General features: G+C 41.5%; 20 protein-coding genes. 17 read left to right on the top strand and 3 right to left on the bottom strand.

Annotated elements, in window-relative coordinates; translation table 11 throughout:
* Positions 1–50: 50 nt before the first annotated feature.
* The 10 genes from BET01_RS10010 (at position 51) to BET01_RS09965 (ending at position 11,010) form a co-directional block, all read left to right on the top strand.
* Positions 51–803: a YesL family protein gene (locus tag BET01_RS10010; RefSeq protein WP_120196663.1), complete on the top strand. Its 753-nt coding sequence runs from the start codon at positions 51–53 to the stop codon at positions 801–803.
* A 93-nt stretch (positions 804–896) separates the two neighbouring features.
* Positions 897–1,475 (top strand): GTP pyrophosphokinase, encoded by a 579-nt coding sequence (locus BET01_RS10005; protein WP_120196662.1) that lies wholly within the window; start codon positions 897–899, stop codon positions 1,473–1,475.
* Positions 1,476–1,803: 328 nt separating this feature from the next.
* Complete coding sequence (gene ispE, locus BET01_RS10000; RefSeq protein WP_120196661.1) at positions 1,804–2,709, top strand: 4-(cytidine 5'-diphospho)-2-C-methyl-D-erythritol kinase; 906 nt, start codon at positions 1,804–1,806, stop codon at positions 2,707–2,709.
* The gene (locus BET01_RS09995) at positions 2,699–3,373 is read left to right on the top strand and encodes a GntR family transcriptional regulator (RefSeq protein ID WP_120196660.1); all 675 of its coding nucleotides are present in this window, start codon (positions 2,699–2,701) and stop codon (positions 3,371–3,373) included. Before ispE ends, BET01_RS09995 begins: the two co-directional genes overlap by 11 nt.
* A gap of 16 nt (positions 3,374–3,389) precedes the next feature.
* Entirely contained in the window at positions 3,390–3,581 is a 192-nt protein-coding gene (locus tag BET01_RS09990) for a hypothetical protein (protein WP_120196659.1), read from the top strand.
* Between the two features lie 133 nt (positions 3,582–3,714).
* The gene (locus BET01_RS09985; RefSeq protein WP_120196658.1) at positions 3,715–4,335 is read left to right on the top strand and encodes a TetR family transcriptional regulator; all 621 of its coding nucleotides are present in this window, start codon (positions 3,715–3,717) and stop codon (positions 4,333–4,335) included.
* A gap of 23 nt (positions 4,336–4,358) precedes the next feature.
* Complete coding sequence (locus BET01_RS09980; RefSeq protein WP_120196657.1) at positions 4,359–5,516, top strand: efflux RND transporter periplasmic adaptor subunit; 1,158 nt, start codon at positions 4,359–4,361, stop codon at positions 5,514–5,516.
* Between the two features lie 12 nt (positions 5,517–5,528).
* A complete protein-coding gene (locus BET01_RS09975; protein ID WP_120196656.1) occupies positions 5,529–8,558 on the top strand; it encodes an efflux RND transporter permease subunit in 3,030 nt (1,009 codons plus the stop codon).
* Between the two features lie 93 nt (positions 8,559–8,651).
* Positions 8,652–9,803, top strand: a complete 1,152-nt coding sequence (locus tag BET01_RS09970) for a TolC family protein (protein ID WP_120196655.1) — start codon at positions 8,652–8,654, stop codon at positions 9,801–9,803.
* Between the two features lies 1 nt (position 9,804).
* On the top strand, positions 9,805–11,010 hold the full coding sequence (locus BET01_RS09965; RefSeq protein WP_120196654.1) for a TolC family protein: 1,206 nt from the start codon (positions 9,805–9,807) through the stop codon (positions 11,008–11,010).
* On the opposite strand, the gene spoIIR is transcribed toward BET01_RS09965, so the two are convergent.
* Entirely contained in the window at positions 10,988–11,647 is a 660-nt protein-coding gene (gene spoIIR, locus BET01_RS09960) for a stage II sporulation protein R (protein ID WP_120196653.1), read from the bottom strand. The genes BET01_RS09965 and spoIIR overlap by 23 nt on opposite strands.
* A gap of 96 nt (positions 11,648–11,743) precedes the next feature.
* Between spoIIR and BET01_RS09955 the strand changes: the two genes are divergently transcribed.
* From BET01_RS09955 to BET01_RS09945, 3 genes are read left to right on the top strand one after another with little or no spacing between them, the layout of a single operon-like run.
* The gene (locus BET01_RS09955) at positions 11,744–12,808 is read left to right on the top strand and encodes a D-alanine--D-alanine ligase family protein (protein ID WP_120196652.1); all 1,065 of its coding nucleotides are present in this window, start codon (positions 11,744–11,746) and stop codon (positions 12,806–12,808) included.
* A 12-nt stretch (positions 12,809–12,820) separates the two neighbouring features.
* Positions 12,821–13,639, top strand: coding sequence for a glutamate racemase (gene murI / locus BET01_RS09950; RefSeq protein ID WP_120196651.1), 819 nt, complete (start codon positions 12,821–12,823; stop codon positions 13,637–13,639).
* Between the two features lie 11 nt (positions 13,640–13,650).
* Positions 13,651–14,097 carry a DUF1934 domain-containing protein gene (locus tag BET01_RS09945; protein WP_120196650.1) on the top strand — a complete coding sequence of 149 codons (447 nt, stop codon included), beginning with the start codon at positions 13,651–13,653 and terminating at the stop codon, positions 14,095–14,097.
* A gap of 124 nt (positions 14,098–14,221) precedes the next feature.
* On the opposite strand, the gene BET01_RS09940 is transcribed toward BET01_RS09945, so the two are convergent.
* Together BET01_RS09940 and BET01_RS09935 are read right to left on the bottom strand one after the other, a co-directional pair.
* Complete coding sequence (locus tag BET01_RS09940; RefSeq protein WP_120196649.1) at positions 14,222–14,842, bottom strand: superoxide dismutase; 621 nt, start codon at positions 14,840–14,842, stop codon at positions 14,222–14,224.
* A 233-nt stretch (positions 14,843–15,075) separates the two neighbouring features.
* The gene (locus tag BET01_RS09935; RefSeq protein ID WP_120196648.1) at positions 15,076–15,525 is read right to left on the bottom strand and encodes a hypothetical protein; all 450 of its coding nucleotides are present in this window, start codon (positions 15,523–15,525) and stop codon (positions 15,076–15,078) included.
* A 206-nt stretch (positions 15,526–15,731) separates the two neighbouring features.
* Here BET01_RS09935 and rpoB point away from each other — a divergent pair, with 206 nt between their 5' ends.
* From rpoB to BET01_RS09915, 4 genes are all read left to right on the top strand, one after another.
* The gene (gene rpoB, locus BET01_RS09930) at positions 15,732–19,598 is read left to right on the top strand and encodes a DNA-directed RNA polymerase subunit beta (protein WP_207667595.1); all 3,867 of its coding nucleotides are present in this window, start codon (positions 15,732–15,734) and stop codon (positions 19,596–19,598) included.
* Between the two features lie 18 nt (positions 19,599–19,616).
* Entirely contained in the window at positions 19,617–23,276 is a 3,660-nt protein-coding gene (rpoC, locus tag BET01_RS09925; protein WP_120196646.1) for a DNA-directed RNA polymerase subunit beta', read from the top strand.
* A gap of 277 nt (positions 23,277–23,553) precedes the next feature.
* Entirely contained in the window at positions 23,554–24,429 is an 876-nt protein-coding gene (locus tag BET01_RS09920) for a carbohydrate ABC transporter permease (protein ID WP_120196645.1), read from the top strand.
* The gene (locus BET01_RS09915) at positions 24,419–25,252 is read left to right on the top strand and encodes a carbohydrate ABC transporter permease (protein ID WP_120196644.1); all 834 of its coding nucleotides are present in this window, start codon (positions 24,419–24,421) and stop codon (positions 25,250–25,252) included. Before BET01_RS09920 ends, BET01_RS09915 begins: the two co-directional genes overlap by 11 nt.
* Positions 25,253–25,255: the final 3 nt, after the last annotated feature.

Raw genomic sequence — 25,255 nt, 5'->3', positions numbered from 1 at the left:
TAAATCCGCTATAATGACATTTGACGCTAAAGAGAGAAGGGGTATGACATATGCTATCTGGTTTTTTTAATTATGATAATCCGGTGTGGCGCTTTATAGGCAAATTCGGAGATTTAATCCTATTAAATATTTTGTGGCTTGTATTTAGTATACCAATTTTTACCATTGGGGCTTCCACAACAGCCGTTTATTATGTGACGCTGAAGCTTGCAAGGGATGATGACGGTTACACCATTCGATCCTTTTTTAAATCATTTAAGGAGAATTTCAAACAGGCTACGGCGATTTGGTTGGTGCTTTTGGCAATTGGAGCAATCCTAGGAGTGGATTTGTATTTCTTTGCTAGATTATTCACTGGTTCCGGCACGATAAAGACTGTGATGTTGACTGTATTTTTAGCCTTGGCAATTGTGTATGCTGCGGTTTTTATGTACATCTTCCCACTTCAGTCCAGATTTTTTAATTCAGTAAAGAAAACCTTTTTTAATGCATTTTTTATGTCCTTACGCCATTTATTCCGTACCATCGGAATGATTGTGATTAACGTAGCACTCATAGTTATGGGATTTGTATTCGTAGTACCTCCTGTACTCATGATTTTTATGTTGTTTGGATTTCCTATTCTTGCATTTATAAATTCTTATATTCTGTCTCCGGTTTTTGAAAAGTACATGCCTAAAACCGAAGAGCCTACGGATGATCTGAAACCACTTTTTTACGATGATGAGGTTCCAGTAAACAGCATACTATTGGCAAAGGGTGATAAAAACCCTACCAAAGAAGAAGATGAAAAGCAGGATTAACCCCTTCTTCTAATTCATAGTTTGTACACCAGTTAGACACAAAAAAAGGTTATACTTAATTTCCGTGATAAGGAATTGCCAGGGAGGTGGAATATGACCGAAGAAGAGTACCTATGCTTTGTCCAGCCATATGAAGATGCGCTTAAGAACATTCTGGTCAGAGTGGATGTACTGAATCAGGATTATAGAAGAAAGTATCAAAATTATCCCATTCATCACATTCAGCATAGGCTTAAGCAGAAGGAGAGCATAGAGAAGAAGCTTCAAATTAACGGATATGAGATCAGTACAGATTCCTCCAGGGATTATTTGACGGATATCGCAGGAATTCGTATTATCTGTTACTTTGTAAGAGATATCTATGCGGTCGTAAGCCTTTTAAAAAAACAAAACGATATTGTAATTATAAAAGAGAGTGACTATATTAGAGAGCCAAAGGCCAATGGATATAGGAGCTATCACATTGTATTTGGTGTTCCAGTCTATCATACGGATGGAATGGAGTACTACCCGGTGGAGATTCAACTTCGTACCATGTCTATGGATTTATGGGCCAGCATGGAGCATAGAATCTGCTATAAAGGGAAAAAGGAGTGCGAAGCCGAGGACGCATTTAAGGATTATGCCTCTGATTTAAAGGCAATGGAAGAAGAGATGGAAGAGTTTTTATAAGAGAATTAGAGAAAAGAGGCTCCGCAGTATGACTGCTGGAGTCTTTTTATTTTATAGGAAAGTTCTACGAACTCCCCTATAAATAAAAAGCACGACCTGCGGGATGCACATGACGCTTAAGAGGAAGATGTCACTAAAGTGACAGCGCGTCAGCGCCAGAGTCTGACAAGTCAGACTCTTTCTTATTTGAGAAAAATTTTCATGAATTTCACCTGCCTTCATGTTAAAAGAATAACACTTGTACTTTTCCAATTTTGGGTATATACTAAATACTGTATACAAAAAAATGCAAAAATACAATCCATACAAAAGAGAGGGCTGTTTGCCTATGATAAGACATCTGGGATTAAAAGCATATGGAAAAATTAATCTGGGGCTTGATGTTTTGCGGAGACGGGAAGACGGATACCACGATGTTCGCATGATCATGCAGACCGTGGGCCTTTACGATAAGATCGATATTTACTTAAAGGAAACACCAGGCATTGAGATTGTTACTAATTTGTTTTACTTACCAGTGAATGAGAACAATTTGGTATACAAAGCGGCTAAGCTCTTAATGGATGAGTTTCATGTTTCTCACGGAATCCGGATTACTTTAAAAAAGTTTATACCGGTATCCGCTGGAATGGCAGGAGGCAGCAGCGATGCAGCCGCCGTATTATTTGGTGTGAATAAGATGTTTCAGCTTGGACTTAGCAGGGAAGAGCTTATGAAACGAGGCGTTAAAATTGGTGCAGATGTTCCCTACTGCGTGCTAAGGGGAACTGCATTGTCAGAAGGAATTGGTGAGGTTCTTACCCCTCTTCCAGATATGCCTCAATGTCAGGTGTTGATTGCAAAACCTGCTGTGGGGGTATCCACTAAATTTGTTTATGATAATCTTAATCTGGAAGGACTTAAGGCTGAGGACCACCCAGATATTGACGGAATCATAGAGGCCATTAAAAGTCACAACATCCATCAGGTGTCCCAGCGCCTTGGAAATATCTTAGAGACGGTCACTATAAAGGAATATCCAGTCATAGAACAGATTAAGGAAAAAATAAAGGAGCTTGGAGCTGTAAACGCATTGATGAGTGGAAGCGGTCCTACGGTGTTTGGCATATTTGTAAGCCCCAAGGCAGCGGAAAATGCTTATGAAGAACTGCGTTACGGTGAAAGCAAAGGTCTGGTGAAACAGGTCTATTTAACGAATTTTTATAATACCAAGGAGGTTACCAATGGGCAATGATTTAAAGGTCAATATGAATGAGTATCTGCCGCTACGTGATGTGGTTTTCAACACGCTAAGACAGGCGATTTTAAAAGGAGAACTGGCACCAGGTGAGCGACTGATGGAGATTCAGCTTGCTGACCGCCTCGGAGTTAGCCGTACTCCAATAAGGGAAGCCATCCGTAAGCTTGAACTGGAAGGACTTGTCCTCATGATCCCAAGAAAGGGTGCTGAGGTAGCGAAGATTTCTGAGAAAAGCTTAAGAGATGTATTAGAGGTCCGCAGATCCTTAGAGGAACTGGCCATTGAACTTGCTTGCCAGCGTATGCTTCCAGATGCGGTAGATGAGCTGGAGCAGAGACAGGAAGAATTTAAAAATGCTGTATTAAACGGAAATCCTATGGAGATTGCAGAGACAGATGAAGCATATCATGATGTCATCTATAAAGGAACCTGCAATGACAGACTAATACAAATGATCAATAATTTAAGGGAGCAGATGTACCGCTACCGATTAGAATATATTAAGGATAAAGATAAGCGACAGATATTATTGCTGGAGCATGATAATATATTAGAAGCTGTCAAAAAACGCAAGGTGGATGAAGCCAAGGAAGCCATGCGGGAACATATTGATAATCAAGAAATTACAGTTTCAAGAAATATCAAAGAGCACGAGTAAGGAAAGGAGTTTGTATATGACATTTAAGGAAAAATATCTGGCCGGTGAGATTGAATTTGAAGATATTGATGATTATATCAATGAATGGAACGGCAGTAGCTCATCGGAATCCCTTGCCGGTTTTCTGGGGCTTAATGAAGAAGAAGAAGATTTATGGATTGAGGAAAGCGATGAAGCCTTAAAAGAGCATCTGGACAAGAAAAAGTGAAAATTTGAGAAACTATATTAAATAAACGTAACCTTTCTTGACAAGGTGACAACGTGTCATTATAATAAATGGCATGTTGTCACCTTTTATATTGCGCAAATATATCAGGGACATGAAAGAGGGAGGTGAGGAAATGCCTACGGAACGATTTTATAACCTTCCGAAGGAAAAAAAGGAAATCATTATAAAAGCGGCCAGGGATGAGTTCGTCCAGGTCCCATTTGAAAAGGTTTCAATTAATCGAATTATAAAACACGCTGGTATATCAAGAGGAAGCTTTTACACTTATTTTGAAGATAAGCATGATTTGCTTGCTTACATATTTGAAGATGCTGGTGATAACTTTCAATGTGCTTGGGAAAGTAACGCCAAAAAAAATCATGGGGATCTTTGGAAGACTATAGATTCTTTTGTAGAAGACAGTGTTCTCTATAATGATGGAAGTATGCTTCAATTAGTTAAGAATATTGTAGATAGTGTTCAGATGTATGGAGTGACCAATCATTTGTGTCACAACATTACTCCGGGACAATTTTGTATGCTTAAGGTTATGCATGAATCCATTGATAAGTCAGATTTTAGGGATCAGAGCATTGAAACCTTTGGTATGTTAATCTCTACAATTTTCTTTGAGTTGGGAAAAGGCCTTGAGTGGTATTACGCACATCCGGAAGACAAGGAAAAAATTAAGGAAGTTTTCCGTAAAAAATTAGATATTTTACAGTATGGAATTCGTAAACAGAATTTAAAATGATTATGAGACATGAGGAGTGAATTATGACAAAGAAAAAGATCGTAATAATTGCCGGAGCCGTAATCCTGATTTTGGCCATGGCAGGTCTGGTAGTTCCGAGAATACTTGGTGGCAATAAAGAAGAGATTGTAGCAGAAGTGCCCCCTACTGTAACAGTCGTAAAGCCGGAAGCTCGGAATATTCAATTGAGCAGCGAACTGATTGGAACCATTGAACCAGACAGCATTGTTTACGTAACCCCACTTGGGAGCGGTGAGATTACGAACACAGGAGTTCAGACCGGTGACATGGTAAGTGCTGGACAGTTGCTTTGTGTCATTGATACGAAGCAGGTAGAAAGCTCCAAAATCACGGCTGAGACTGCAAGAGTCAGCTACGAGGATGCCAAGAAAAATTTAGACAGAATGACAGTCCTTTATCAGGCGGGAGATGTAGCTGAGGCAGATTATCAGTCTTTGGTAGACAAAGTCCAGCTTGCAAAACTTCAATATGATAATGCAAAGATAGGCTATAACATCCAGCTGGAAAGCAGCCAGGTGACTGCACCAATCTCCGGACGGGTGGAGAGCTTTAATGTAAAGGTTCATGATATGGTTTCTCCAAGCACAGTTCTTTGTGTCATTTCTGGAGAAGGTGGGAAAGCAGTCACATTTTATGTGCCGGAACGAATTGTAAACGGACTTAAGACAGGAGACAGTATAAAGCTTGAAAAGAATGGAACTGACCGTTCCGCCGCTATTACAGAAGTAAGCACCATGATTGATCAGGCTAGTGGATTATTCAAAGTAAAAGCTTCCATTCCAGATGGCAATACTCTGGCAACCGGAACTTCAGTTAAGCTTTACGTAATTTCTCAAAAGGCAGATAATGTTATGACCGTACCAGTAGACAGTGTTTATTATCAAGGTGGAGATCCATTTATCTATACATATGTAGACGGAAAGCTTAAGAAAAATGCAGTTAAGGTAGGCCTGGCTGATAACAGCTTTATGGAGATTAAAGAAGGAATCCAGGTTGACGATCAGGTCGTTGCCACGTGGACGAGTGAATTGTACGATGGTTCTGTCGTAACTCTTTCCGATGCTGGTAGCAAGGAGAATCAGGCAGTACAAGAAACGGCACCGGAAACCAAGACTGAGACAGAGGGAACTACTTTAGAATCTTCTGTAGCAGCACAGTAAGGGGGCAAAGAGATGGGAATAACGAAACTTGCTCTAAAGCGCCCCGTTACCACAGTTTTAGTGGTCATATGTCTTATCGTGTTTGGCTTATCCTCCATACTTTCTTCAAAGCTTGAGCTGTTTCCGGAGATGAATTACCCGATTCTAACCATAAGTACTATTTATCAGGGTGCCAGCCCTGAGGATGTAAATGATTTAATTGGTAAGCCTATAGAGGATGAAGTAGCAACTCTATCGGGAATTAAAAACATTCAGTCCACTTCCAAGGAGAATGTATCCATTATTATGTTGCAGTATGAATACGGCACCAACATGGATAAAGCATACTCTGACTTGAAAAAGAAGATGGATAACATAAAACTTCCAGATGATGTAAAGACACCAACCATTATGGAGTTAGATATCAGTGCTATGCCAGTCATGTCTCTGGCTGTCAATGATACCACTCAGGAAAATCTTTATAATTATGTAAAAGCTGATATTGTTCCGGAATTAGAAAAAATCTCCTCCATCGCAAGCATCGATACCAACGGAGGACGAGAAGGATATATCAAGATCCGTTTGAATCCAGAGAAATTAAATCAGTACCATTTGAATATGAATGCAATTGTCCAGTCCATTAAATCCGCCGATTTTACCTATCCGGCAGGTACCACTGGGGTTGGAAACAGGAAACTGGCAGTAAGTACAGCCGTAGAGGTGAATTCTGCGGAGCAGCTTAAGAAAATTCCTGTCGTAGCTGGAAATGGTAAGACCATTTACTTAGAAGATATTGCAGAGATTGGTGATACGGTTAAGGATCAGGATGCCATTGGTCGATACAATGGAAAAGATACCGTTACCTTATCCGTCAACAAGCAGCAAAAGAGCAGTGCTGTTGAAGTATCAAAGCAGGTAAAAAAGACAATTGAGACTTTAAAGGCAGAACATAAGAATCTGGATATCGTGGTCATCGACGACACCAGTAATCAAATTCAGGCTTCCTTAAACAGCGTATTAGAAACTATGATCCTGGCAGTTATTATTTCTATGATCATTATCTTTCTGTTCTTCGGAGATATCAAGGCTTCCTTGATTGTCGGTAGTTCCATTCCTGTATCCATTTTAGTCGCCCTCATTCTAATGTCTGTTATGGGATTTTCTATGAACTTAATTACCATGAGTGCCATCGTCCTCGGTGTAGGTATGATGGTTGATGACTCCATCGTTGTATTGGAGAGTTGTTTCCGAATCCATAAAGACGATGATTATGAGTACTCTGCGGTAGAAGGTACCAAGCTGGTGCTTCAGTCTATTTTAGGCGGTACCATTACCAAGTGCGTGGTTTTTATTCCACTTGTATTCCTTGCAGGTATGACAGGTCAGATATTTAAGCCTTTGGGCTACACCATTGTATTTTGTATGATGGCGTCCCTGATTTCGGCGATGACCATTGTTCCTCTTTGCTATTTTAAATACCGTCCTGTTGAGAAACATAATTCTCCTCTAGGTGGTATTGTAAAAGCATTGCAAAATGGCTACCGGAATTTAATTGGAAAGCTTCTTGATAGAAAGGCAATGGTTTTAATTGTTGCCGTACTTCTTTTAGTAGGGTCCTTTATGCTAGCAGGAAAGCTTAAGTTCGAGCTGATGCCTGAGACAGACCAAGGTACCATTTCCATCACTACAAAAGTGAAACCTGGCCTTAAGATCGAAGAAGTAGATAAGGTTCTTAAGCAGATAGAAACCATAGTTAGCGATGAAAAAGATTTAAAATCCTATACATTAACCTATGGCGGTAATGCCGTAAGTATGGACAGTTCCTCTAATGCAACTCTGACTGCTTATTTAAAGTCTGAAAGAGAACTTAGCACCAAAGAAATCATGAATAAATGGAAGAAAGTAATGGGTCAGCTTCCGGACTGTAATGTCACCTTAACATCAACTTCCAGCATGCAGTCTTCTGGTAGTAAAAATGATTTTGAAGTTATCTTAAAGGGTGCAAAGCTTGATCGGCTAAAAGATACAGCAGACCAAATGGTTACAGAGCTTACGACACGTCCAGAGCTTATTAAGGTTCATTCTGACCTTGAAAATGCGGCACCAGTCGTAAAGATAAAGGTTGATCCCATTAAAGCAGCAGCAGAAGGGATTGCTCCGGTAACCGTAGGTGGAATGTTTAACAGTATGTTAAGCGGAGTCGAGGCCACTACCTTTGATAAGGATGGTCAGGAAATATCTGTTAAAGTGGAATATCCAGAGGATGCCTATGATACTTTGGATAAAGTAGAAGGAATCATGGTCCCCAATGCAACAGGTGGTTCTGTAGCAATTACGGATATCGCTTCTATTGGTTACGAAGATAGCGCGTCTACCATTACAAGAAAGAACAAACAGTACCAGGTTACTGTAACTGGTTCCTTTACCGATAAGGTTAAGACAGAAAAAGACAAACAAATGGTTACCAAAGAAATTGATGATCAGGTAGTTAAAAAGTATTTATCCGATACCATTACAAGAGGGCAAAACAGTGAGGCAGAATCCATGTCTGATGAATTTGGTGGTTTGTTCCTTGCTATCGCAACGGCAATATTCCTTGTATTCGTTGTATTAGCGGCTCAGTTTGAGTCCCCTATCTTCTCCCTCATGGTAATGGCTACCATTCCATTTAGTTTTATTGGTGCCTTTGGGCTCATGCTCATCACCAATGTAAGCATCAGTATGACTTCCCTTTTGGGATTCTTGGTGCTCATCGGTACGGTTTTAAACTCTGGTATTCTTTATGTTGACTGTGCAAACCAGTATAACGAAACCATGGATACCAGAAGTGCAGTTATTGAGGCAGGATTTACACGTCTTCGCCCCATTCTTATGACCGCATTGATCGCCATATTATCCCTGATTCCTCTTGCAAGAGGTGGAGAGAATGGAGAGATGATGCAGGGGCTTGCGCTTGTTAATATCGGAGGACTTGCGTCTTCCACCCTTTTATCCCTTTTGGTACTCCCAGTACTCTATTCTATTTTGAGACGGAAGAAAAAGGATAAAAAAGTACCTGAATAATAACCAGTTACCCTGCCAGATATGGAAGAAAGTGGATTGGTGGCAGGGTGACCATTGTGATATCATAGAATTACCAAATAAGGAGGATTAAGGATGAGAAAGTGGAAACTGATCAGTGCATGTTGTCTTAGTGCTGTGCTTGCTTTTTCCGGACCGGCAGCTACTGCATGGGCCGGCAGTCCGGAGTTTTCAAGAACCCCGGAAGAGTGGGCAAAGCTAAGAGACAATGTGATGGAATACGATGAGCTGTCAGGCCTGATTCGGGAGTATAATGTAACGATCCAGAAAAATCAGCTCGATATCAATGATAAGAAAAAGGACGACAAAATCACTAGCGATCAGTATGCTCAGTACTACCGGGATGCGGCCAGTGATGCCAGAAGCAATATTTCAGGTGATAACGCAGCAACAGATGCCCAGAGTGCAGTGGCAGCGGCTCAGGCAGATGAAGCTGCTGATAAGAACACAGAAGACTTAACGGTACACCAGCTTACTTACGATCAGCAGGAAGCTAATCTTGTGGCTTCGGCACAGTCCTCTATGATATCTTACTATCAGCAAAAATTGGAATTAGAATCGGCGAAAGACGGTGTTGAATTTTTAGAAGCTCAGTACCAATCTGCTCTTATAAAGCAGGGAGCGGGTATGGCAACACAGTCTGATGTACTGGGCACAAAAGAGAGTGTTCAGAGTGCTCAGGCTTCCATTGAAAAACTGACTGGGACAGTAGAAGAAACAAGGCAAAAGCTTTTAATCATGCTTGGCTGGAAATACAATGACGTTCCTGAGATCCTAGATATTCCAGCAGTCAATTTTGATCGAATTGCAGCTATGAATCCGGAAACTGATATAGAAGCAGCTCTTAATAATAATTATACTTTAAAGATCAATAGACGAAAGCTCAATAATGCCACCGCAGAGATTACGAAAGAAACATTAAAGAGAACCGTTTCCAACAATGAGCAGACCATAAAATCAGAACTTGTAAAGTCTCAACAGGCTGTACTGCAGGCTAAGGCATCCTATGATCAGGCAATGGCTGAGCTTGAACTGGAAAGCAAAAATATGGAGACAGCAGAACATAAGCAGCAGGTAGGAACTTTAAGCAGACTGGATTACATGAAACAAAAAAATGCATTCAATACAAAAAGCATTTCCTTAAAAAAAGCACAGCTTACACTGTTTCAAGCAGTTCAGACCTATGACAATGCAGTGAGCGGATTGGCTTCGGCAGGGGGCGCATGATATGAAGCGTAGAAACGTTTTACCAGTTTTTCTTGCAGTAGTGATTTTTACTACTCCGGCTCTTTCCGTCTATGCAGCGGAGGGACCGGGGCAGGCCCAAAAGCCACTTCCAGAAGGGATTACAACAGAGCAGTGGAGCCAGCTCAATGATCAGACCATAAAGTTTGATGAGCTTTCCAATCTGGTAAGATATTTCAATCCAGATGTTCAGAACATGGCAGATAGTCTTAATATTAATGTGGAAAATGTAGAGTATGTCCATGATAATCTTAGAAAGTATATCAAAGATCTGGAAGATGATGCAAAAGAAGTAAAAGATTCCGGGGGAACCAGTACGCCAGAAGGAATGGAACAGTACATGACTTTAGTTGGAACAGTGAAAGTATTGAAATCAAATGCGGAAACTGCCCAGAAGTCCATTAAAAAGCTAAAACAGTCGAACTCAACCATTAATTTTAACATCACTCAAATGTCCAGACAGTACGAAAACATCGCAGATCAGGTAATGATTGGTTATAACAATGCATCGGCAAACAGAGCACTGCTTCAAAAAGTAGTTGAATTAAGCAATGCAGCCTATGAGGCGCAGGAGCTTGGATTAAAAATAGGAACTGCGACTCAGACTGACGTATTGTCAGCAAAAAAGGAGTTACTGTCTGCACAGTCCTCCCTCATGAATCTGGATAATACCATTGATGGTCTTCGTCGTTCCCTGGGGCTTCTGACAGGATATTCAAGTGAATCCATACCAGCAATCGAAGGGCTTCCAGAGCTTGACCTTCAGACCCTTTCCTCCATCGATCTTCAGGCAGATACTGCCAAGGCCATAGGCAATAATTATGACCTTATCAATATGCGCCGGGCGAATTCCAACAAGACGACAACCGGCATGGAGAACAAACAGGCAAGTGTATCAGAAGGAGAGCAAAATGTGGCAGTCACCATGCAGTCACTCTACCAGAATGTAAAGCAAGCTAAAACAGCCTACGAAGCAACTCTCACTTCCTATGAGAAGGCAGGACTAGACAATGGAAAAGCCGAGCGCTCCTTCCAGATGGGTATGCTAAGTAAAATTACATACCTTCAGTCTCAGATGGCATTTTTACAGGCAGAGGGAGCCAAGCAAAGCGCATATTCAGAGCTATATCAGGCCTACACCACATATCAGTGGGCAGTAAAAGGTATTATTTCCGATTCTCAGAAATAGGCTCTTTCGACTCTTTCTGTTTCTTTAATAGATCCACAAGCTTTAGCCGAACATGGATCTTTGGATTTTCCGTACTTAATTTTAAATAATCCGATGGATCTAAGGATTCTCTTAGTATCTCTTTTGAGGTATCTGGAACAACTGCATAAGACGAATCCACAAAACAGAGCGGAGGATAAAGGACACACCACCAGTTGCGTCCTTTGCCTTCGCCTATTTTTACCCTGACAGCTTCATAAGTGCCACAAGGGAATACCATATCACCATAGGTTTTGGTAGGAAAATAAGTGTTGGCCAGTTCCATATGTGCGGGATAATCGTATCCCAAATTCTTCATGTACATTTCTGCTTTTTTCTCTAAACTGTCCTTATGGGTCCGGACGTATTTTTTTGTTTCTTCTAAAGATGCATTTTCTCCCATTTCCTCATATATTGTGTTTAAGAGTAGGGTGCGTACCTTTAGTTTTAAATTCTGATCTTCTGTGCTGTCACTATTAGCCAAAACATGGAAGCGAAGAATTTCAGGTGCAATTCGTGCGGCCATGGCTTCCTCTGCGCCTCTTTCCTTTGACATAGAAAATAAAAGTGCAAGCAATAAGCATGTAATACATAAGAATAAATCACGTTTCTGTTTCATGGGTGTTCTCCTTTTTTATGGATTCTATTTGTAATTGTAACCATATGTGCTATAATATAAACGCTGTAAAATCAAGAAATTGGTGAGGAGATTAAAATGGGCAAAAAAAATGCGGTTGTACTATTTGGCGGCCAGTCATCAGAGCATGTGGTTTCTTGCATGTCGGTCATCAATGTCATTAACCATATTAATAGAGAAACATACGATCTAATTCTCATTGGAATTACGGAAGAAGGACGTTGGATCAAAACAGATACAATAGAAGCGATTCAAAATGGAACATGGAAAAGTGGCAGCGTATCTGCGATTTTATCTCCAGATGCAACCATGAAGAGCGTGGTTTTCCTAGACGGAGATAAGACAGAGCTTGTAAAAGCTGATGTGGTATTTCCAGTGCTCCATGGATTATATGGAGAAGACGGAACCATTCAGGGGCTTATGGAGCTATCTGGTATTCCATATGTCGGCTGCGGAGTTCTTTCATCAGCGGTATCCATGGATAAATTATATACAAAGATTATCGTAAAAGATTTGGGAGTCAAACAGGCGGATTACGTAGCAGTGATGCGTCGTGAATTACAGGATTTGGACCCAATCGTTAAAAAAGTGGAAGATAAATTTACCTATCCGGTATTTGTTAAGCCCTCCAATGCAGGCTCTTCAAAGGGAGTAAGCCGTGCAGAAAATGGAGTGGAATTAAAAGAAGCACTGATTTTGGCGGGAGAACACGATCGCAAGATTTTAGTGGAAGAGATGATTGTGGGCCGTGAGATTGAATGCGCAGTCTTTGGGGGAGGGAATACACCAACCCAGGCCTCAGGCGTAGGTGAGATTGTGGCAGCAGCCGAGTTTTACGATTTTGATGCAAAATATTATAATTCCGATTCTAAAACAGTAGTAAATCCAGTACTTCCCGATGGAGCGGCAGAGAAGATTAGAAGTGCTGCAACTGCTATTTTTGAGGCAGTCGATGGTTACGGCCTAGCAAGAGTGGATTTCTTTGTAAAAGAAGATGGAACCGTAGTTTTTAATGAGATCAATACCATGCCTGGCTTTACGGCTATCAGCATGTATCCCATGTTATGGGAAGCTGCAGGCATTACAAAAGAAGAACTGGTGAACCGCCTACTGAAACATGCAGCGGACCGCTCCCAGTCCTAAAGGAGAGGTAACATGGCAGATAGAAATTCACCCATCGGAGTATTTGACTCTGGAGTAGGTGGACTTACGGTAGTGCGGGAGATTATGAGGCAGATGCCCGAGGAGAGACTGGTATATTTTGGTGATACGGCAAGAGTACCTTACGGCACCAAATCAAAAGATACCATTGTCCGCTACACTAGACAGAACATACGCTTTTTAATGACTCAAGATGTAAAGGCAATCGTGATTGCATGTAACACTGCCACCGCTTTTGCTCTAGAGATAGTGGAGCAGGAACTAAAAATCCCTGTGATGGGAGTTATCCATGCAGGGGCAAAGACTGCAGTGGAAGCCACTAGGAACGGAAAGATAGGAATCATCGGAACAGAAGGCACCATCCGAAGTGGAGTATACACGAAGATGATGGAAGAGATGAGAGATGACATAGAGGTAATTGGAAAATCCTGCCCCTTATTTGTTCCCCTGGTAGAAGAAGGTTTGCTTCACGATTCTGTGACCGATGAAATTGCTTCCAGATATTTATCTGAATTAAAAGGGAAGTTTATTGATACACTGGTACTGGGATGCACACATTATCCCCTGCTTCGTTCCACGGTTGGAAGAGTTATGGGTCCTGAGGTCACATTGGTAAACCCAGCTTATGAGACAGCCCTGGAATTAAAACAGGTGTTAAGTGAAAGCCAGCTATTAAATGATACAGATGAGCCTTTCCAGGACAAATATCATTTTTATGTCAGTGACCTGGCGGAGAAGTTCACAAACTTCGCCTCCTCGATTCTTCCAGACCAGATAAAGCAGACAAAGAAGATAAATATTGAAGATTTCTAAAGGAGTTTACTATGACTAGAGATGTCCTAATCAGTATCAGTGGGATACAGATTGCAGAGGGAGATAACAACACCGTTGAGTTGATCACCTCCGGAGATTACTTTCTTAAAAATGGAAACCATTACATTCTATATGATGAGGTCCAGGAAGGACTTGAAGGAGTGATTAAAAATACCATAAAAATAAGTCCTTACGGTCTGGATATCATTAAACGTGGAAGTTCTAGCGTTCATATGACATTTGAAAAAAACAAGAAAAATATTGCCTGCTATGCAACACCTTACGGGGAATTGATAATAGGATTAAATACTAACGACATCCAAGTCATTGAAGAAGAAGACCGCTTAAGAGTCCATGTAGCATATTCGTTGGATATTAATTATCAGCATATCTCTGAATGTGATATTGATTTAGATATTCATTCAAAAGCCACCGCTGATATACACCTATTAAATTAAAAGAAACATATAAAAAGGGAACCGTCCGGTATTTATATACCAGGCGGTTCCCTTTTATTCTTTATTTGTAATGTCTATTTTGGAGGAGTACATAATTTGAAATCACAGGTTATCACAGTTTTTGTTAGCCCTTAATCACGTTAACGTAATTATCAGACACGGCCTTCCAGTCAACAACTTCAAAGAAAGCTTTGATGTAATCAGCTCTTAGGTTCTTATACTTTAAGTAATAAGCGTGTTCCCAAACATCAATGCCTAAAAGGGGAACATGACCATTGCCTTCCATAAGAGGATTATCCTGATTTGGGCTAGAGGAAAGAATTAATTTTCCGTTTCGGTCACTTGAGAGCCAGCCCCAGCCAGAGCCAAACTGTCCGACGGCCAAGCCGCTTAATTTATCCTTAAAATCAGTGAAGTTACCAAATGCCTGATCAAGAGCTGCTTTTAGATCGCCTTCCGGTTCGCCACCGCCACTAGGACTCATTGTTTTAAAATACAGGTTATGGTTGTAAAAGCCGCCGCCGTTGTTGCGGATTGCTTTTCTCAATGCTTCATCAGAGATCTTATCTAAGGAAGAGAGTAAGAATGTGATATCTTTATCTTCAACTCCAGCTTTTTGAGCTGCATCGTTTAAATTTTTTGTATAAGCTGCATGATGCTTGGAATAATGAGTCTCCATTGTAAGAGCGTCGATATGGGGTTCTAAAGCGTCATAAGCATAAGGTAATTGGATTTGATTAAACATAGTAGTTCTCCTTTCGGTTCCGTAATTTATTTTCAAAAGTTCATATTTATTATTTGGTTAGTCGTTGCTAACTTGTTTGTAAGTTCATTATATCATGAATTCATGCAATGTCAAGCTGATTTTTCAGATTATTTCAAAGTTTATAGTATATAAGCACACAAAAAAGCCCAGGTGCGAGATATCTCGCTTCCTGGGCTTTCGCCTCAAAACCTTTGGGTAATGGGAATCACTTATTATTTTTTGTTCTTCTTAAACCTGTCCCAAAATGATTTCTTCTTTGGAGCTGGAGGAACTGCTTTACCTCGAAGACTCTTGATCTCGGTTATGTAAATACCGCTTATCACAACCTTTGCTTCTGTCTTAATAGGAAGGACTTCGAAAACTTTGGCATCTGCAATCAGTGTCATTACCTTTGGTCCGATCTTAGCCTTTACAATGGGCAGCTTTGTTCTGCGCATATACTTTGGTGTTTGTTCGTACACAATCTTAGGAAGTCCGGCATCCTTTAGCTTCATCTTTTTCTTATCAATAACCAGCATGTTAACGGTCTGTGCTGCAGCTTCTAATGCCTGCTGCTGTTCCACCTGACGCTTTTCCAGCTTCTTGCCAAGAAAGTAAAGGACTGCCAAAGCCACAACTAAGATGAAAAGAATCACGATTAATACGTTTAAAAATGTGCTCACCGGGAATACCTCCAATAGTTCATTTTGTAAATTGGGCCTATCTGTGATAGTATATCACGTTTTCTTGGTAAATACAAGCAAAAAATGCTTGACACCTTGACAACGCTATGATATTATGGAATGTGCACTATTGTGGCTTTGTGTGCCTTGTAGGGACATCTATGCCCAAAAGAAACAATTAGAAAGAAAACAGGGGTGAAACGTCAATGGAGAAAAGCAGAATGCGTCCGGTCCCAGCCGGTAAGAGCCTGAGAATGAGTTTCTCAAGACAAAAAGAAGTGCTTGAGATGCCAAACCTGATTGAGATTCAAAAGAATTCCTATCAGTGGTTCCTTGATGAAGGATTGAAGGAAGTCTTTGAAGACATCTCTCCGATTGCAGACTTTGCAGGACACTTAAGTCTTGAATTTGTCGACTTTACACTATGTAAAGATGATGTCAAGTACACAATAGAAGAATGCAAGGAAAGAGATGCAACTTACGCGGCTCCTTTAAAGGTAAAGGTAAGACTTTGCAATAAAGATAAAGATGAAATTAATGAACATGAGATCTTCATGGGTGATTTACCACTTATGACGGATACCGGTTCCTTCGTTATTAATGGTGCCGAACGAGTTATTGTAAGCCAGTTGGTACGTTCCCCAGGTATATATTATGGTATCGAACATGATAAAGTAGGTAAAGAGCTTTATGCGTGTACCGTTATTCCGAACCGTGGAGCATGGCTGGAGTATGAGACAGACTCAAACGACATTTTCTATGTACGTGTAGATAGAACCAGAAAGGTCCCTGTAACAGTACTGATCCGTGCACTTGGTTATGGTACCAATGCAGAGATTATAGAATTGTTCGGTGAAGAGCCAAAATTATTAGCCAGCTTTGGTAAAGATACTTCTGATAATTACCAGGATGGCTTATTAGAGTTGTATAAGAAGATTCGTCCAGGTGAGCCTCTATCTGTAGATAGTGCTGAAAGTTTGTTAAACAGCATGTTCTTTGACTCAAGAAGATATGATCTTGCTAAAGTCGGAAGATATAAATTCAATAAGAAGCTTCATTTTAAAAATCGTATCTCAGGCCACACTTTGTCTGAGGATGTAATTGATACAACAACGGGTGAAATTCTTGCCCAGGCTGGAACTATAGTAGACAAGCAGCTTGCCGAAGCGATTCAAAATGCAGCGGTTCCTTATGTCTGGCTAGAAGGTGTGGAGCGCAAACAGAAGGTTCTTTCTAACTTAATGGTTGATTTATCTACTCATGTAAGTTTTGATCCTAAGGATGCAGGCGTTACAGAGTTAGTATTCTATCCAGCTCTTGAAAAAATCCTGGCAGAAGTTGGCAGTGATGATCAAGAAGCTCTTAAAAAAGCAATTCACAGAAATTTAAACGAATTAGTTCCTAAGCATGTTACAAAAGAAGATATTTTAGCTTCTATTAATTATAACATTCATTTGGAAGAAGAAGTTGGTATGGCCGACGATATTGACCATTTAGGCAATCGTAGAATCCGTGCCGTAGGCGAGCTTCTCCAGAATCAGTACCGTATTGGTCTTTCTAGAATGGAGAGAGTGGTTCGGGAAAGAATGACAACTCAGGATATGGATGGCATTACACCACAGTCCCTGATTAATATTAAGCCAGTTACTGCGGCAGTTAAGGAATTCTTTGGAAGTTCTCAGTTGTCTCAGTTCATGGATCAGAATAACCCGCTTGCAGAGCTGACACATAAAAGACGTCTTTCTGCCTTAGGACCTGGTGGTCTTTCTAGAGACCGTGCCGGATTCGAGGTTCGAGATGTTCACTATACCCATTACGGTCGTATGTGCCCTATCGAGACACCTGAAGGTCCTAACATCGGTCTGATCAACTCCCTTGCTACTTATGCGAGAGTAAATCAGTATGGATTCGTAGAAGCTCCTTATCGTTTGTTAGATAAAACAGATGAACAGGATCCTATTGTTACGGACGATGTTATTTATCTGACTGCTGACGAGGAAGATAACTTTGTAGTCGCTCAGGCGAATGAGCCTCTTGATGACGAAGGTCATTTCATTCATAAGAATATTTCCGGTCGTTACCGCGAAGAGACTTCTGAGTTCCAGAAAAAGAACATCGATTTGATGGACGTTTCTCCTAAGATGGTATTCTCTGTTGCGACTGCTATGATTCCTTTCCTTGAGAACGATGATGCGAACCGTGCCCTCATGGGATCAAACATGCAGCGTCAGGCCGTGCCACTTTTAACTACCGAGGCTCCAGCAGTAGGAACCGGTATGGAAGTGAAGGCAGCTGTCGATTCTGGTGTTTGTTTAATTGCAAAGAATACTGGTGTGGTAGAGAGATCTGCTTCCAATGAGATCATTATCCGCAGAGATTCTGATGGTGGAAAAGATGTTTACCGCCTTACTAAGTTTAAGAGAAGTAACCAGTCTAACTGTTACAACCAGAAACCAATTGTCTTTAAGAACAACCACGTAATTAAGGGCGAAGTAATTGCTGATGGACCTTCTACCCAAAATGGTGAGATCGCTCTTGGTAAGAATCCGTTAATCGGATTCATGACCTGGGAAGGTTATAACTATGAGGATGCGGTTTTATTAAGTGAGAGACTGGTGCAGGAAGATGTTTATACCTCAGTTCATATCGAGGAATACGAAGCAGAAGCTCGTGATACCAAGTTAGGGCCAGAAGAGATTACTCGTGACGTTCCTGGTGTTGGAGAAGATGCGTTAAAGGATCTTGATGAAAGAGGAATTATCCGTATTGGTGCGGAAGTTCGTGCTGGTGATATTCTGGTTGGAAAGGTAACTCCAAAGGGAGAGACTGAACTGACAGCAGAAGAGAGACTTCTTCGTGCCATCTTCGGCGAGAAAGCAAGAGAAGTGCGTGATACTTCCTTAAAAGTACCTCACGGCGCTTATGGTATCATTGTTGATGCAAAAGTATTTACAAGAGAAAACGGCGACGAGCTGTCACCTGGAGTCAATGAAACTGTCCGCATTTATATTGCTCAGAAGAGAAAGATCTCTGTTGGTGATAAGATGGCTGGACGTCATGGTAACAAGGGTGTTGTTTCCCGCGTGCTTCCAGTAGAAGATATGCCGTTCCTTCCTAACGGTCGTCCTCTTGATATCGTATTAAACCCTCTGGGTGTTCCTTCCCGTATGAACATCGGGCAGGTACTTGAGATCCATTTAAGCCTTGCAGCAAGAGCTTTGGGCTTTAATGTTTCCACTCCAGTATTTGACGGTGCAAACGAGATTGATATTATGGATACTTTGGATATGGCCAATGATTATGTAAATATGAGTTGGTCTGATTTCCAGGACAAATATAAAGATATTTCAAAGCCTGAGGTTCTTGAATATCTTAACGAACACTTAGAGCATAGAGAATTATGGAAGGGTGTTCCACTTAACCGTGACGGCAAAGTACGCCTCCGTGACGGACGTACTGGTGAATATTTTGACAGTGCGGTTACCATCGGACACATGCATTACTTAAAACTTCATCATCTGGTTGATGATAAGATCCATGCTCGTTCCACAGGACCATACTCTCTGGTTACCCAGCAGCCTCTCGGCGGTAAAGCCCAGTTCGGCGGACAGCGTTTTGGAGAGATGGAGGTTTGGGCTCTCGAGGCTTATGGCGCATCCTATACACTTCAGGAAATTATGACAGTGAAATCTGATGATGTAGTGGGTCGTGTAAAGACTTATGAAGCCATTATTAAGGGTGAGAATATCCCTGAGCCTGGTATTCCGGAATCCTTTAAAGTATTGTTAAAGGAGCTTCAGTCCCTGGCACTGGATGTAAGATTGTTGCGTGACGACAATACCGAAGTTCACTTTAATGAAAACACAGACTACGAAGAGACTGATTTGAGATCCATCATTGAAGGTGACAGACGTTATCGTGAAGAAGAACCCTTTGCTGAATTCGGTTATCAGAAGCAGGAATTTAAAGATAATGAACTGGTTGCTGTTGTTGAAGTAGAGGAAGCAGACGAAGTCGAAGATTCCATTGAGGATTTCGATGACGTAGAGCTTGAGGATTCAGACGAAGAATAATAGAAGGGAGAACCGCTTATGCCTGATAATAATGAAACTTACCACCCAATGACGTTTGATGCCATAAAGATTGGTCTGGCTTCTCCGGAAAAGATTCTGGATTGGTCCCACGGCGAGGTAAAAAAGCCTGAGACAATTAACTACAGAACTTTAAAGCCGGAAAAGGATGGTCTGTTCTGTGAACGGATTTTCGGACCAAGCAAGGACTGGGAATGTCATTGCGGTAAATATAAAAAGATCCGTTATAAAGGTGTTATCTGCGATCGATGTGGCGTTGAAGTAACAAAAGCCAGCGTTCGTAGGGAACGTATGGGCCATATCCAGCTTGCAGCCCCTGTTTCCCATATCTGGTATTTCAAGGGAATACCAAGCCGTATGGGTCTCATTTTGGACATTTCTCCAAGAACCCTGGAAAAGGTGCTTTATTTTGCATCTTATGTGGTACTGGATGCCGGTAATACCGGTCTCCAGTATAAGCAGGTCTTATCTGAGAAGGAATACCGAGAAGAGAATGAAAAATACGGTCATGGCGCTTTCCGCGTAGGAATGGGTGCAGAATCTGTTCTGGAATTGTTACACTCCATTGATCTTGAAAAAGAGTCAGAAGAGCTGAAAAAAGGATTAAAGGATGCGACTGGTCAAAAGCGTGCTAGAATCATCAAACGCCTTGAAGTAGTAGAAGCCTTCCGTAATTCTGGTAACTTACCTGAGTGGATGATTCTGAAAGTTGTTCCTGTCATACCACCAGATATCCGCCCGATGGTACAGTTAGATGGTGGCCGTTTTGCTACCTCTGACTTAAATGATCTTTATAGAAGAATCATTAACCGTAACAACCGTCTTGGTCGTCTGTTAGAGCTTGGCGCACCTGATATCATTGTACGTAACGAAAAGCGTATGCTTCAGGAAGCGGTTGATGCTCTGATCGACAACGGAAGAAGAGGAAGACCGGTAACCGGACCAGGAAACCGTGCATTAAAATCTCTTTCCGATATGTTAAAGGGTAAGCAGGGACGATTCCGTCAGAACTTGTTAGGAAAGCGTGTTGATTATTCCGGACGTTCTGTTATCGTCGTTGGACCAGAACTTAAGATTTACCAGTGCGGTCTTCCAAAGGAGATGGCAATTGAGTTATTCAAACCATTTGTTATGAAAGAGTTGGTTGCTAACGGAACCGCTCATAATATAAAAAATGCCAAGAAGATGGTAGAGCGTCTTCAATCAGAGGTATGGGACGTACTTGAAGATGTTATCAAAGAGCATCCGGTTATGTTAAACCGTGCGCCTACCCTTCATAGACTTGGAATCCAGGCGTTTGAGCCAATTCTTGTCGAAGGTAAGGCAATTAAGCTTCATCCTCTCGTATGTACCGCGTTTAACGCCGACTTTGATGGAGATCAGATGGCGGTTCATTTGCCTCTTTCCGTAGAAGCTCAGGCAGAATGCCGTTTCCTTCTTTTATCACCTAACAACCTGTTAAAACCGTCAGATGGTGGCCCTGTGGCCGTTCCTTCACAGGATATGGTTCTTGGTATTTACTACCTGACACAGGAACGTCCTGGTGCAAAGGGCGAAGGCATGATATTTAGAAGTGTGAATGAAGCCATTCTCGCTTATGAAAATGAAGCAACCACCCTTCATTCCAGAATTAAGGCAAGAGTTACTAAGAGAATGCCAGATGGCACCATGATGAGCGGAGTCGTGGAATCCACAGTAGGACGTTTTATCTTCAATGAGATCGTTCCTCAGGATCTTGGTTTCGTAGATCGTTCCATTCCAGGTAATGAGCTCTTAATGGAAGTAGATTTCCATGTAGGTAAGAAACAGTGTAAGCAGATCCTTGAAAAGGTTATTAACGTTCATGGAGCAGTACAGACTGCAGAAACCCTAGATGATATTAAGGCGATTGGTTATAAATACTCAACCAAGGCAGCCATGACCGTATCCATTTCCGACATGACCGTGCCGGAGAGTAAGCCAAAGCTGATTGCAGAGGCTCAGGCAACGGTTGATCAGATTGCAAAGAACTTCCGCCGTGGTCTTATTACAGAGGAAGAGCGTTATAAAGAAGTTATTAACACATGGAAAGTGACCGATGATCAGCTTACCCATGACCTGTTGACTGGACTTGATAAGTACAACAACATCTATATGATGGCAGATTCCGGAGCCCGTGGTTCTGATAAGCAGATCAAACAGCTTGCAGGTATGCGTGGACTTATGGCCGATACAACTGGTCATACCATCGAACTTCCTATCAAGTCTAACTTCCGTGAAGGCCTTGACGTACTGGAGTACTTTATCTCTGCCCATGGAGCTCGTAAAGGACTTTCCGATACAGCTCTTCGTACAGCCGATTCTGGTTACCTAACCAGACGTCTGGTAGATGTATCACAGGATATGATTATCCGTGAGATCGATTGTTGTGAAGGCAAAGATAGTCCGTTTATGGAGATCAAGGCATTTACAGATGGAGAAGAAGTTATCGAGGGCTTGGAGGAGCGTATTACAGGTAGGTTTATTGCAGAAAACATTATTGATCCGGACAGCGGTGAAGTGATTGTAAAAGCAAACCACATGTGTACTCCAAAGCGTGCTTCTATTGTAATGAAGGTGCTTGAAAAGAACGGACGTGACTCAATTAAGATCCGTAATGTACTAACTTGTAAATCCCATATGGGTGTTTGCGCAAAATGTTACGGTGCAAACATGGCTACCGGTCAGCCTGTTCAGGTAGGGGAAGCAGTTGGAATTATTGCTGCTCAGTCTATCGGTGAGCCTGGAACACAGCTTACCATGCGTACCTTCCATACTGGAGGTGTTGCGGGTGGTGATATCACACAGGGTCTTCCTCGTGTCGAGGAACTTTTTGAGGCAAGAAAGCCGAAAGGTCTTGCCATTATCGCAGAGTTCCCTGGAGTTGTTGCTATTAAGGACACCAAGAAAAAGCGTGAGATTATCATAAACGAGAATGATGCTGAAAATTCCAAAACCTATCTGATTCCTTACGGTTCCAGAATTAAGGTACAGGATGGACAGATGCTTGAGGCTGGTGATGAGCTGACCGAAGGTAGTGTGAATCCTCATGATATCTTGAAGATTAAAGGTGTTCGTGCCGTTCAGGATTATATGATCCAGGAGGTACAGCGCGTGTACCGTCTTCAGGGTGTAGAAATCAATGATAAGCACGTAGAAATGATAGTACGACAGATGCTTAAGAAGATCAAAATCGAGGAGAGTGGAGACAGCGATGTCCTTCCAGGAACCTCAATGGATGTTCTTGATTATATTGACTTAAACGATGGACTCATTGCACAAGGCAAAGAACCGGCAGACGGAAAGCAGGTTATGCTTGGTATTACTAAGGCATCTCTTGCAACTGACTCCTTCTTATCTGCAGCTTCTTTCCAGGAGACCACAAAAGTACTCACCGAAGCCGCAATTAACGGCAAGGTAGACCACTTGATTGGTCTTAAGGAAAACGTTATCATAGGTAAGCCGATTCCGGCAGGTACTGGTATGAGACGTTACCGTAAAATGAATTTAAGTACGGATGTTGTATTGGAAGAAGATGAAGAGATTATGTTATCTGAGGATGATGAAATCTTATTATCTGACGACCGTCTTGAAGAAGCAGAAGAGATTTTAACCATCAGTGAAGATACAATAGAAGAATAAATAATAGGAATGCCCTGACAGGTTTCGACTGTCAGGGCATTTTTTTATTTTATAGGAAAGTTCTACGAACTCCCCTATAAAATAAAAAGCACTCCGTGCAGGATGCACATGACGCTTAAGAGGAAGATGTCACTAAAGTGACAGCGCGTCAGCGCTAGAGTCTGACAAGCCAGACTCTTTATCTACATTAAAAGACAATATTATGTGGTATTTGCATAAGTAAACTGGATTTTTACTATTTTTTTCATGCTATAATCATAAAAAAGGAGGTAAGACAATGAGGAAGTTTGAGCGGAGTGTGTTTCCTTATCTGCTGCTTGCACCCACTTTAATTATATTTGGCCTGTTTTTGTTCTTTCCAGCTGTAAATGGGTTGTGGATATCATTGACAAAGTGGGATGGGGTAAATCCTCAGAAATTTGTGGGGATTAATAATTATATTAAGTTGTTTTCAGACCGGGGATTTTGGAGTTCTTTTCTTCGTACCGTGTTTTTCACTGCAGTTTCCGTTCCATTGGTTTACGTCTCAGCCATGGGACTTGCTCTGCTTTTAACAAGTGCCAGAAAGGGAAATGACTTTTTTAGGGCTGTATTCTACTGGCCGACCATGATTTCAAGCATTATTGTTGGATTGACCTGGAGATTTCTCCTGGGAGAAGAATTTGGTGTCATCAATTATCTGCTGACTGCTATGGGAAGGTCTCCAGTCAAATGGCTGACAGATCAAAATTATGCCATGGGTGTGGTAATCTTTGTAACCGCATGGAGCATGTCTGGCTATTACATGGTCATGTTTATATCCGGCATTAAAGCAATATCTGAGACTTATTATGAAGCTGCAAAAATAGATGGTGCTGGATTCTTTCATCAGTTTCGTTATATTACACTGCCGCTATTAAAGCCAACTAGTCTTTTGGTTCTGGTTTTATCCACGGTAACCATTATTAAAACGTATCCTCTTGTGTACGCCCTAACTCAGGGAGGTCCGGCAGGAGCTACAAAGTTTATGGTACAGACCATTCAGGAAACTGGATTTGAGAAAAATCAGATGGGTTATGCCAGTGCAATGACTATGATTTTATTTGCGCTGCTGGCCATATTCACAGTGGTACAATTTAAGGCAAATAAGGGAGGGGAGCAGGATGCAGACTAATAGTAAGAAATATTTATTTGCCGCAGGAACATGGGTGCTTTTACTGCTACTGACCTTTTTATTCCTGACACCAATTCTTTGGGTCATCGGTTCCTCGTTTAAAAGCACAGGAGAATTATTCTCTTGGCCTCCCAGTCTCATTGGAAAGAATCCATCTCTTTATAACTATAAAAAGGCACTAGAGGAAGGACATTTTGGTATCTACTTTTTCAACACAGTATTTACCAGTGTGGTGGCCACCTTTTTAACTGTAGTGGTAAATGTGATGTCTGGTTATGCCTTTGCAAAGTACCGGTTTAAAGGAGATAAGATTATCTTTGGCATCGTACTTGCCACTTTGATGATTCCTTTGGAAGTTATAATGATCCCTATATTTAAGGTGATCGTAGCGACGAATCTTTATAACAGCTTATGGGGACTGATTATTCCTGCGGTAGCATCGCCAACAGCGGTCTTTTTGGTCAGGCAGTATTACGTGGGAATCCCAGATGCTTATATGGAGGCGGCCAGAATTGATGGAGCATCGGAAGCTAGCATCTTAATGCGGATCATGCTACCGCTTGCCAAACCGGTAATCTCTGTCTTATGCATTTTCTCCTTTATGTGGAGATGGAATGATTATCTCTGGCCAAAGCTTGTAATTAATAGCAAGGAACGTTATACCATTCAGCTTGCACTTGCAAACTATTCTGGTGAATACTCCGTGGATTGGAACAGTCTTTTGGCGATGTCAGTCATTTCCATGATTCCGGTTATCATCGTGTTTGTGACACTGCAAAGTTATATCATCGGTGGAATGACAGCCGGGGGAGTGAAAGAGTAAACA

Origin of the sequence: Lacrimispora algidixylanolytica, assembly GCF_003609635.1 — a bacterium.
Taxonomy (GTDB): Bacteria; Bacillota; Clostridia; order Lachnospirales; family Lachnospiraceae; genus Lacrimispora; species Lacrimispora algidixylanolytica.
This window is presented reverse-complemented; position numbering and strand designations above follow the sequence as displayed.

Excerpts from the sequence above, each read along its gene's own strand:
- BET01_RS10010 (WP_120196663.1), top strand. The coding sequence starts at position 51 with ATGCTATCTGGTTTTTTTAATTATGATAATCCGGTGTGGCGCTTTATA.
- BET01_RS10005 (WP_120196662.1), top strand. The coding sequence starts at position 897 with ATGACCGAAGAAGAGTACCTATGCTTTGTCCAGCCATATGAAGATGCG.
- ispE (WP_120196661.1), top strand. The coding sequence starts at position 1,804 with ATGATAAGACATCTGGGATTAAAAGCATATGGAAAAATTAATCTGGGG.
- BET01_RS09995 (WP_120196660.1), top strand. The coding sequence starts at position 2,699 with ATGGGCAATGATTTAAAGGTCAATATGAATGAGTATCTGCCGCTACGT.
- BET01_RS09990 (WP_120196659.1), top strand. The coding sequence starts at position 3,390 with ATGACATTTAAGGAAAAATATCTGGCCGGTGAGATTGAATTTGAAGAT.
- BET01_RS09985 (WP_120196658.1), top strand. The coding sequence starts at position 3,715 with ATGCCTACGGAACGATTTTATAACCTTCCGAAGGAAAAAAAGGAAATC.
- BET01_RS09980 (WP_120196657.1), top strand. The coding sequence starts at position 4,359 with ATGACAAAGAAAAAGATCGTAATAATTGCCGGAGCCGTAATCCTGATT.
- BET01_RS09975 (WP_120196656.1), top strand. The coding sequence starts at position 5,529 with ATGGGAATAACGAAACTTGCTCTAAAGCGCCCCGTTACCACAGTTTTA.
- BET01_RS09970 (WP_120196655.1), top strand. The coding sequence starts at position 8,652 with ATGAGAAAGTGGAAACTGATCAGTGCATGTTGTCTTAGTGCTGTGCTT.
- BET01_RS09965 (WP_120196654.1), top strand. The coding sequence starts at position 9,805 with ATGAAGCGTAGAAACGTTTTACCAGTTTTTCTTGCAGTAGTGATTTTT.
- spoIIR (WP_120196653.1), bottom strand. The coding sequence starts at position 11,647 with ATGAAACAGAAACGTGATTTATTCTTATGTATTACATGCTTATTGCTT.
- BET01_RS09955 (WP_120196652.1), top strand. The coding sequence starts at position 11,744 with ATGGGCAAAAAAAATGCGGTTGTACTATTTGGCGGCCAGTCATCAGAG.
- murI (WP_120196651.1), top strand. The coding sequence starts at position 12,821 with ATGGCAGATAGAAATTCACCCATCGGAGTATTTGACTCTGGAGTAGGT.
- BET01_RS09945 (WP_120196650.1), top strand. The coding sequence starts at position 13,651 with ATGACTAGAGATGTCCTAATCAGTATCAGTGGGATACAGATTGCAGAG.
- BET01_RS09940 (WP_120196649.1), bottom strand. The coding sequence starts at position 14,842 with ATGTTTAATCAAATCCAATTACCTTATGCTTATGACGCTTTAGAACCC.
- rpoB (WP_207667595.1), top strand. The coding sequence starts at position 15,732 with ATGGAGAAAAGCAGAATGCGTCCGGTCCCAGCCGGTAAGAGCCTGAGA.
- rpoC (WP_120196646.1), top strand. The coding sequence starts at position 19,617 with ATGCCTGATAATAATGAAACTTACCACCCAATGACGTTTGATGCCATA.
- BET01_RS09920 (WP_120196645.1), top strand. The coding sequence starts at position 23,554 with ATGAGGAAGTTTGAGCGGAGTGTGTTTCCTTATCTGCTGCTTGCACCC.
- BET01_RS09915 (WP_120196644.1), top strand. The coding sequence starts at position 24,419 with ATGCAGACTAATAGTAAGAAATATTTATTTGCCGCAGGAACATGGGTG.